This window comes from Staphylococcus sp. GW821-FHT11H10, from assembly GCF_058807855.1.
The window spans coordinates 37,220-46,156 of record NZ_JBXARC010000017.1; the positions used below are offsets into that span (position 1 = coordinate 37,220).

Annotated in this window: 11 protein-coding genes and 3 pseudogenes; 8 read left to right on the forward strand and 6 right to left on the reverse strand. The window is 34.0% G+C overall.

The window, feature by feature from the left end:
* Positions 1–2: 2 nt before the first annotated feature.
* Positions 3–236, reverse strand: a pseudogene (locus AC1RRU_RS09435) (DUF2316 family protein); the annotation flags it as partial.
* Here AC1RRU_RS09435 and AC1RRU_RS09440 point away from each other — a divergent pair.
* The 6 genes and pseudogenes from AC1RRU_RS09440 to AC1RRU_RS09465 form a co-directional block, all read left to right on the forward strand.
* Positions 232–450: pseudogene (locus AC1RRU_RS09440) on the forward strand (SDR family NAD(P)-dependent oxidoreductase); the annotation flags it as partial. The pseudogenes AC1RRU_RS09435 and AC1RRU_RS09440 sit on opposite strands and share 5 nt — an antisense overlap.
* A gap of 36 nt (positions 451–486) precedes the next feature.
* Positions 487–1,491 (forward strand): annotated as a pseudogene (locus tag AC1RRU_RS09445) (amidohydrolase family protein).
* A 73-nt stretch (positions 1,492–1,564) separates the two neighbouring features.
* Complete coding sequence (locus AC1RRU_RS09450) at positions 1,565–2,401, forward strand: alpha/beta fold hydrolase (RefSeq protein ID WP_053021575.1); 837 nt, start codon at positions 1,565–1,567, stop codon at positions 2,399–2,401.
* 20 nt (positions 2,402–2,421) lie between these two features.
* A complete protein-coding gene (locus AC1RRU_RS09455) occupies positions 2,422–2,637 on the forward strand; it encodes a hypothetical protein (protein ID WP_070855409.1) in 216 nt (71 codons plus the stop codon).
* 168 nt (positions 2,638–2,805) lie between these two features.
* Positions 2,806–3,168, forward strand: coding sequence for a hypothetical protein (locus AC1RRU_RS09460; RefSeq protein WP_230197443.1), 363 nt, complete (start codon positions 2,806–2,808; stop codon positions 3,166–3,168).
* 3 nt (positions 3,169–3,171) lie between these two features.
* Positions 3,172–4,119: an amidohydrolase family protein gene (locus tag AC1RRU_RS09465; protein ID WP_070855407.1), complete on the forward strand. Its 948-nt coding sequence runs from the start codon at positions 3,172–3,174 to the stop codon at positions 4,117–4,119.
* Between the two features lie 52 nt (positions 4,120–4,171).
* On the opposite strand, the gene AC1RRU_RS09470 is transcribed toward AC1RRU_RS09465, so the two are convergent.
* The gene (locus tag AC1RRU_RS09470; protein ID WP_011274797.1) at positions 4,172–5,026 is read right to left on the reverse strand and encodes a fructosamine kinase family protein; all 855 of its coding nucleotides are present in this window, start codon (positions 5,024–5,026) and stop codon (positions 4,172–4,174) included.
* A gap of 230 nt (positions 5,027–5,256) precedes the next feature.
* Here AC1RRU_RS09470 and AC1RRU_RS09475 point away from each other — a divergent pair, with 230 nt between their 5' ends.
* Together AC1RRU_RS09475 and AC1RRU_RS09480 are read left to right on the forward strand one after the other, a co-directional pair.
* Complete coding sequence (locus tag AC1RRU_RS09475; protein ID WP_053035159.1) at positions 5,257–6,324, forward strand: quinone-dependent dihydroorotate dehydrogenase; 1,068 nt, start codon at positions 5,257–5,259, stop codon at positions 6,322–6,324.
* Positions 6,325–6,396: 72 nt separating this feature from the next.
* The gene (locus tag AC1RRU_RS09480; protein WP_011274795.1) at positions 6,397–6,690 is read left to right on the forward strand and encodes a hypothetical protein; all 294 of its coding nucleotides are present in this window, start codon (positions 6,397–6,399) and stop codon (positions 6,688–6,690) included.
* 52 nt (positions 6,691–6,742) lie between these two features.
* On the opposite strand, the gene AC1RRU_RS09485 is transcribed toward AC1RRU_RS09480, so the two are convergent.
* The 4 genes from AC1RRU_RS09485 to AC1RRU_RS09500 form a co-directional block, all read right to left on the reverse strand.
* A complete protein-coding gene (locus tag AC1RRU_RS09485) occupies positions 6,743–7,459 on the reverse strand; it encodes an epoxyqueuosine reductase QueH (protein ID WP_011274794.1) in 717 nt (238 codons plus the stop codon).
* Positions 7,460–7,522: 63 nt separating this feature from the next.
* Positions 7,523–8,026, reverse strand: a complete 504-nt coding sequence (locus AC1RRU_RS09490; protein WP_011274793.1) for a hypothetical protein — start codon at positions 8,024–8,026, stop codon at positions 7,523–7,525.
* 3 nt (positions 8,027–8,029) lie between these two features.
* Positions 8,030–8,329, reverse strand: coding sequence for a hypothetical protein (locus tag AC1RRU_RS09495; RefSeq protein ID WP_123943405.1), 300 nt, complete (start codon positions 8,327–8,329; stop codon positions 8,030–8,032).
* Entirely contained in the window at positions 8,289–8,543 is a 255-nt protein-coding gene (locus tag AC1RRU_RS09500; RefSeq protein ID WP_011274791.1) for a hypothetical protein, read from the reverse strand. The genes AC1RRU_RS09495 and AC1RRU_RS09500 overlap by 41 nt, the downstream gene beginning before the upstream one ends.
* Positions 8,544–8,937 lie beyond the last annotated feature (394 nt).

Consider the following 8,937-nt stretch of genomic DNA (forward strand, 5'->3'; position numbering starts at 1 on the left):
TCCTATTGTAAAAACCAATAATCTTCTTTTTCACCTTTTAAATACGTATAATCTTTTGGTTGATCACCATTCTGTCTAATATTGTCATTTATTAAATCACGAACATCCCATACTAAGTGTATAAATGTTTGTAATTTATTACCAAAGAATCCATTAGGGGCATCCATGTTTAATACCCTTTCCACTTCTTCTACTGAAATATTCATTTCATGAGCAATATTTTCAATACTTGCGGTAACGATGCTGACAGTACAATATGCTAAAGGACTACCTCATATTCAAATCAATGCTGCAGACCCAGGTTCAAAAAACACTGATCTAGTTGGTGATTTCAGTAATAACTCTAAGCCAGCCTCAGAAGGTATTATCCCTATCATTAAACTTGCAACGATTGATAAAAATGGTCCTACAGGTACATTCATTGATGGGAATGGCACAATGCCTTGGTAACTTTGAACGATTAATTAAATTTAGGAGGCTTTTCTAATGAAAAGTATTAACTTTGAAGAACATTATGTTGTAGAAGAGATTCAAAAAGAAACAATGAAATATATGTCATCAGATCCTAATGGTGTACCAATGAAAACAATGCTTGAAGGTCTTGAACAAAAATCAGGTTTCACAGATGCTGATGAAATCTCATATCATGATAAACGTATTGATTTTATGGATAAACATGATGTCGAAATGCAAGTACTATCATATGGTAATGGTGCGCCTTCAAACTTAGAAGGACAACGTGCAATTGATTTATGTAAAAAGGCAAACGATACATTAGCAGAATATGTTGAAAAATATCCAGATCGCTTTGTTGGATTTGCGACTTTACCAATTAATGAACCAGAAGCAGCAGTTGAAGAATTTAAACGTTGTATCAATGACTTAAAATTCAAAGGCGCTTTAATTATGGGTCACCCTAAAAATGGTTTCCTTGATCAGGAGGAATACGAACCATTATTTGCGGCTGCAGAAGAATTAAACGCACCGATTTATTTACATCCATCTCCAATTCAAAGTGATGTATATCAAGCTTACTATAAAGGTAACTATCCTGATGTAACAGCAGCTACATTCGCTTGTTTCGGTTATGGTTGGCATGTAGATGTAGGTATTCACGCAATTCATTTAGTACTTTCAGGTGTATTTGATCGTCATCCAAACTTAAATATTATTATTGGACATTGAGGTGAATTTGTACCTTTCTTCTTAGAACGTATGGATTCAATTTTATTTGCAGATCACCTACAACATCCAATTAGTCACTATTTCAAAAATAATTTCTACATCACACCGAGTGGCATGTTAACGAAACCACAATTTGATTTAGTTAAAGCAGAAGTCGGTGTTGATAGAATCTTATATTCAGCCGACTACCCTTATGTAGAACCTGAGCAACTTGGAACTTTCTTAAGCAATCTAGGTTTAACAGAAGAAGAACAAGAGAAAATCAGTTATACCAATGGTGCTAAATTATTGGGTTTAGATAAATAATTGTATAGCTACAATTAAAGAATAAATCGTACCAATTCAATCGCATAATCAAACTTTATCGGAGGTTTTATAAATGAAAACATTAGAATTACAAGGCGCTAAATTACGTTATCACAAAGTGGGCAATGGTCCTGTTATCATCTTCATCCCTGGTGCAAACGGAACTGGAGATATCTTTATGCCACTTGCACAACAATTAAAAGATAAATTCACTGTTGTCGCTGTAGATCGACGTGGATATGGACAAAGTGAATTAACTGAACCACTACCTGAGGAAGCAATCAATCCAGATAGTCGTTACCGAGTTAAACGTGATGCGCAAGATATCGCTGAATTGGCAAAATCATTAAGTGATGAGCCAGTATATGTATTAGGTTCAAGCTCCGGTTCAATCGTAGCAATGCATGTTTTAAAAGAACATCCTGAAGTTGTTAAAAAAATTGCATTCCACGAACCACCAATTAACACATTCTTACCAGATGCGAAATATTGGCAAGATAAAAACGCTGAAATCATTGATATTGCGATTAATGAAGGTATGCCTCAAGCAATGAAATTGTTTGGTGAAACGTTACAAATTAGTAAATTAGACCAACAATACATGTCAAAACCAGCAGAAGCTGAAAATGATGCTGACAGTAAAAAACGTTTCGATGAAATGTTGGGTTGGTTCAAATATGAAATTCGTCAATATACAGAATCTGATATTTCAATTGATGGTTTCAAAAAACATAAAGACATCATTACTTTATTAAATGGGACAGCTTCAAAAGGTTCATTCCCACAAGAAGTTAACTTCTTCATTTCTGAAGAAACTGGCACCAAAATTATCGACATTCCAGGTGGTCACTTAGGATACGTTCAAGACTCTGAAGGATTCGCTAAAGTATTACTTGAAATGTGGGCTTAAATTAAAGGAGTGTCATTATAGTGCTTTTCACTAGAAATAAACCATATACTAATAAAACGTTACTAGCTAAAGAAGATATTCTTGAGCTCATTCAATTCGAACGTTTCTGTCGTGATAATGCCCTATGGGAAAGCACGGAAACATGTTTCGCAGATAATTCTTATATCAATATTTCATGGTTTAAAGGTAATGGTAGTGAATTTGTCGCTTCATCCATGATCCTAGGACATAAATAGTGTAATATTATTATTTTGCAAATTCGCAGTAGCTGACTGAACTGAGAAGACGCTTAAATCAAGCTTCTCTCAGTTCTAGTCAGCCTTGCGGGGGTGGGAAGACGAATTTAAAAGAATTCTGTCCCACTCCCTCAAATTTGGATTAATGACACGCGTGCTGTAGCGATTATGCAAGCGACCATTCAAACACGCCTTCCAATTCAAAATGTTGAAATGGAATTACAATCAGATGCCAAATTAGTATATTGTCTCGAACAAGATGATCAAGGCGTTTGGTATATTACGCGTCTTGAATGTATATATGAGAAAGATAGCTTAACACCTGTTAAACCTACGACGATTAATTTGCCAAAGGATGACTTTACAGATTATCGTTCAAGCTATGCTTGCTTATCTTATGCATTAAATGCCATTGGCTATGATGTGAACAGTGAGTTACAAGGTATTGATAGACCAAATGAAGTTAATGCTTATTATGATGAAATTGATGATTGGCTAACTTTTAAAGAAGAAGAGAAAGAGGCGTATTAAAATATGAAGAAAATTGATTTACATGCACATTATATATCACCTGGATTCTCGAAATTTCTAGATGATTATTTCGATGGCAAAGGTGATGGTGTGGCGACACCGAAATTCTCACCTGAAGGTTATTTAGAATTAATGGCACGTATGGAAATTGAATATGGTGTGCTATCTATTTCGAGCCCACATATCAGTGTGGCGCCAGATGAAGAAATGATTTATTTAGCTAAAGAAGTCAATGCCTATGCAACTGAATTTACACACAAATATCCAGAGCAATTAGGTTTCTTTGCGACACTACCATTACCATTGGTTAAAGAGAGCATTGAGACGATTGATACTGCATTAGATCAGCAAGGTGCTTTAGGTTTCACTTTACCTACGAATGCACGTGGTATTTATGTTGGCGATGACCGCCTAGATAAAGTCTTAGCTAAATTAGATGAGCGTCATGCCGTTGTTGCACTTCATCCGAATGAACCTAAGCCTAATATTGAAGCAATGAGCGACGTTGTTCCTGCACCATTAATGGAATTCATCTTTGATACAACACGTACGGTCATTTACATGAGTCAAAACAATGTGTTTAGCAAATATACAAATATTAAGTGGATTATTCCACATTGTGGTGCATTACTTCCTGTCATTGCTCAACGTGTTGCAATGGGTAATAAAATGTTTGGAAGTGAGCGTAAACCTGACGACTTAGAACAAGTTATGAAAGAGTTATACTTTGATTTAGCTGGTAAAGTTCTACCTTATCAGCTTCCAAATATTGCTCAATGTGTAGACATGGATAAAATTGTATATGGTTCAGATGCACCTTATACAACAGATCAAGTTGTAACGATGTTAGCTGATGAATTAGAATCAACTGAATTAATCTCACGACATGAACTTGAAAAAATGTTATATGATAACGGCAAACAATTATTAAAATCAATTAATGAAAAATAATAAACATGGGTGGCACCGGTATCACTGTACCTGTACCACCCATAGTTATTAATTACGCCAATATTTCATCCATTGATCGATTCACACTACTTGCGTACATTCCACCAAATTTAAGTAAATGAACCATAAATAAATATAATCTATAAAATTCTAAACGTTTACGTGACCCTTTTCCTAAAGGATAATGTTTCTCATATTCGTCATAAAATTCTCGGGTAAATCCACCAAATACAGTAGTGATTCCTAAATCAAACTCCCTATCGCCATAAAACGGTGCAGGATCGAATAAAGCGGGACTACCATCTGTTAAGAACATATAATTGCCACCCCATAAGTCCCCATGCAACAATGACGGATTACTATTGTGATTTTCTAGTTCATTTACCATCACTGTACGGACTTGTTCATAGACTTTATTATCTTCGTCATTCCATAATCCTTTCCTCATGAGTTCATCTCTCAGATGATCCATACGACGTTCGACAAAGATTTCAATCCACGAATCAGACCAAGTATTATCAAATGAAATATCTCCACCTTCATGAGGTAAATCAAATCCAAATTTGCCGTCAGATTGTTGCTGGCTATGCATTTTGGCTACTAATTGACCTAGTTCTCGTTGACTACCGGTCGTTCCCTCATCTAAGTAACTCAATATTAAGAAAGCATCACCATTAATTTCACCGCTATCAATCACATGTGGTGCTGTAACACCTGCTTCCTCAAAAGCGTTAAGTCCAGCAATTTCAGCAGCATAGAATGATTTATCACGATTGCGTTGAACTAACAAGAAATAAACGTCATCTTCTGTAGTTACTTTGAATGCTTCGTTCACATCTCCACCACTCACCGTCTTAATATCTCGTATATGATTTAATGGTAATTGTTCTTGCCAATCTTTTTTCATGATGTTTCCTCCTTCGAATACATCTTCTCACTTTATTATTATATTTCCTGAAAAAGGACTATTTAATCGTTAGCATATATATCCACATTTAAGTTGAGGCAAATTTTTAAACAGTTTCTAAATTAACTATGCAATTATTGTTGAACATGCTAGTCTTAGAGAGGAATGTTTTTTCAATGATATTAAATGAGGATAGTAAGCCTCAAATACAATGAAATAGGAGCATTAAAATGTATAAATTAATTAAACCACTATTATTTAAATTCGACCCTGAAAAAGCGCACGACATGACCATCGATGCTTTAAAACTTGGCCAAAAACGCCCTTTTTTACTACCTATTATGCACAAAATCTTCAACTATGAAGATCCTTCTTTAACACAAACAATTAAAGGTATCACATTTAACAACCCAATTGGTTTAGCTGCTGGCTTTGACAAATCTTGCGAAGTACCTAAAGCACTTGAAAATGTTGGCTTCGGTGCACTTGAATTAGGTGGTATTACACCAAAACCTCAAGATGGCAATCCGAAACCACGTATGTATCGTCTAGTTGAAGATAATGCATTAATCAATCGTATGGGCTTTAATAATATTGGAATGAATAGAGCGTTATGGAATTTACGTCGCCACTCATACAATATCCCTGTTGGTTTAAATGTTGGTGTAAATAAAACGACACCTTATAATGAGCGTTATCAAGATTACATTAAAGTAATTGATACGTTTAAAGCTGATGTCTCATTTTTTACAGTTAACATAAGTTCACCAAATACTGAGAATTTACAAAGTTTCCATGATAAAGATGAATTTTCAATGTTATGCAAAGCTTTGAAAGACTTTAAAGCCAATACAGAAGTAAATGTCCCTATTTTCTTAAAATTAACTTCTGATTTAGAACTAGATGGTTTTAAAAATATTTTACCTGCAATCACTGAAACCTTTGATGGTATGATTCTAGCGAATACAACTCGTAAGCGTGATGGTCTCACTTCTTCGAATAAAGTAGAAGATGGCGGATTAAGTGGGCAACCCCTTTTCAAAAGGAATTTAGAGTTAGTGAAATGGGCATACCAACAAACAAATGGAAAATTCTTAATTATCGGCACAGGCGGTATATTTAGTGCTAAAGATGCCATTCAAATGATGCGAAATGGTGCATCTCTTGTTCAAATCTATTCTTCATTAGTTATTGAAGGTCCAGGTTTGACGAAGAAGATAAACAAAGACATCGCTGCTTACTTAAAGCAACATAATTATAATAACGTGAGTGATATTATTGGATTAGACGCGAAATAATATAGCTTTACTTAATTATAAAAAGTACTATACTTAAGCCAAAGATAACAAGTTTACCGGAGGGGTATACGTATGACTGCAGAAGATAAAAATACAAAACAAAATGCAGACCAACCGTCTAAAAGTAAAGAACAGCCATCAAATCAAAATGATAAATTGACAAAAGATGACGATAATAGCATTGGCTATAATGGCGAAAAGAAGACCGCACTTGATCTTGAAATTGAACGCGAGTTGCTTGAAATGATGGAAAATGAAGATCCAGAACCTGAGAAGCAGAAAAAAGGTTTAAAAATTGCAGGTATCCTATCTGCATTTGTGATTGCCATTCTAGCCATTATACGTTTTATTAATCGAACAATATAAAATACGACTCCTAATTTGAAAGGATTAAACTTCAAATTAGGAGTCATTTTCTTTAAAATTGCTGTAAAAAGTCTTTAGCTTCTTGATTGATTTGTTTAAAATCGATGCCTTGAGCCATCGCTGCGAAGACACATCCACAATAGCATTGTCGAAATATATGATAGTCATTACACATCTCTATTGAACGTTCATAGCCCTTATTTTTCTTGAAGTCACTCGGCAAGTAGCTCACGTCATATAAATGTTGTACTTCCATACCCAGTTCATTTATAAGTTGCGCATTCTTTTTAGGTGATAGTGTGAGTGCACTTCCAAAGTAGTCATACCCGTATTTCACAGCAGCTTCAGCAACTAGCTCCAAACGCATTTCGAAACATGCTGTACAACGTAACCCTCCTTCTGGTTCTTCAGTGAGGCCACGTGATTTTGCCATTTTCATAAATTCATGCGGTTTATATTCCGCTTCAATATATTTAACATTCTTTCCGGTTCTCTCATTAAAATCATTAACAAATTGTTCCTGAACTTTTGCACGTCTTAAATATTCATTTTTAGGATGTATATTGGGATTCGCAAAATAAATTGCCACATCAGCATACTCCGTTAAATATTCTAACGTATAAGTGCTACATGGCGCACAACAACTATGTAGTAAGATTTTAGGTCTTAAACCTTCCCTTTCCCATTGATTAATTAATTTTTTCAATACCCTATCGTAGTTGATTTTTTGATTCTTCATTTTAGCAATAATTGGATCAGCTTTTAACATAAAAAATGACTCCTTAAGCATTATATGAATTTATTATATAATAATTAAGGAGTTGAATAATAGTTAATATTCTTTTTTGAGCATAATCATATAGTAAATAAACATGATACCGCCGAATAGCACACCAGAAAATGCACATTTGATTAATTGTTCTTTGAAGTCGAATCCGTCATTAAAAATATAAGGGAAGATAACCCCCGTAATAATAAACATCACCGTTGCAAAATAAACGACGAAAAACGAGCATTTTATTGCATGCTTTTTCACCCATTGTTTGTATTCTTCAGCTGAATGAGCTTTTAACTCATCTAAACGGTTTCTTCTATTAATCCAAAGAGATACAAACGTTAAAATAACACTCAACGCTAATAAGCATATTGTTCCAAAATTCACTGTTTCTCTCTTCATATCAATAACCAAACTTATTGTACCTAAGATAACTATTGTAATATATGTCAATAAAAACATAACCGCTAACTTATGTTCAAGCACACCTTGCTCACGCTCATCACGACCTGTGGGATTTTGAGTGAACCAATTAAATAATATTTGACTAAATTTATCCATTTCTTAATCCCCCTCACCATATTCTTTAACAATTTTACCTTTACCAACGAAATAACTTACTACGCCGAAAATTAAAGCAGAAATAAAATTAAATGTTATGAAAAATCCTAATTCAATCTTTTGATTTGAAAAATATAGTCGCGTTAAATTAAGTAGGCTCATGATTACACCGAACATAATACCACCGAAAATACTGCCTAACTTATGCTTCTTTAATAGTCTTTGATATGCTTCTTTAGAATAAACTCGATTTTCATCTAAATTATTTTTTTCGGATGCCCCTCGATAAGAAAATACTAGCAATAAAGAATAAAACAAATATACCGATGGTCGGTACATTAACACGTTGAACAACATAATCATTAATTAAACTTATAAAAGCTAAGATTAGTAAGCCTAAATAAGTGATAATAAATGTTGTAGTGACGTGTCCGTATAATTCTTCTTTTTCACGTTCATCAAGTTCAGTCGTTGTACCGATGATTCGATTAATCATCTTATCTCTAAAATTAGTCATCCTCAACCACCTCAAGATTATTGATAACTCTTTATGTAAAATATAAACGACATTAAGATGAATATCAAATATAGCCGACACACACATTAATTAATTTGCTTAACATCAAGTGTTATGCTAAAATATCTTTAATGAAAAACACCTAGCACGTTTGTGACTTGGTACTAGGTGTAAAAATAAAGGACATATTACTGACTTATAGGTAAGCCAATATGTATCTCCAATTTCTATTATTGGGCTAACGTTTTCTTAAGGCTCTATGTCAAATCGGACTGATGAGTCCTAATATTGAGATTAAGCAACCTTAGGTTGTTTAATCTCTTTTTTTGTTGTTGAGGCAAATAGTCGCGAAGTTATAATAATTCTATTACGTAAATTATCATAATTTCTATAA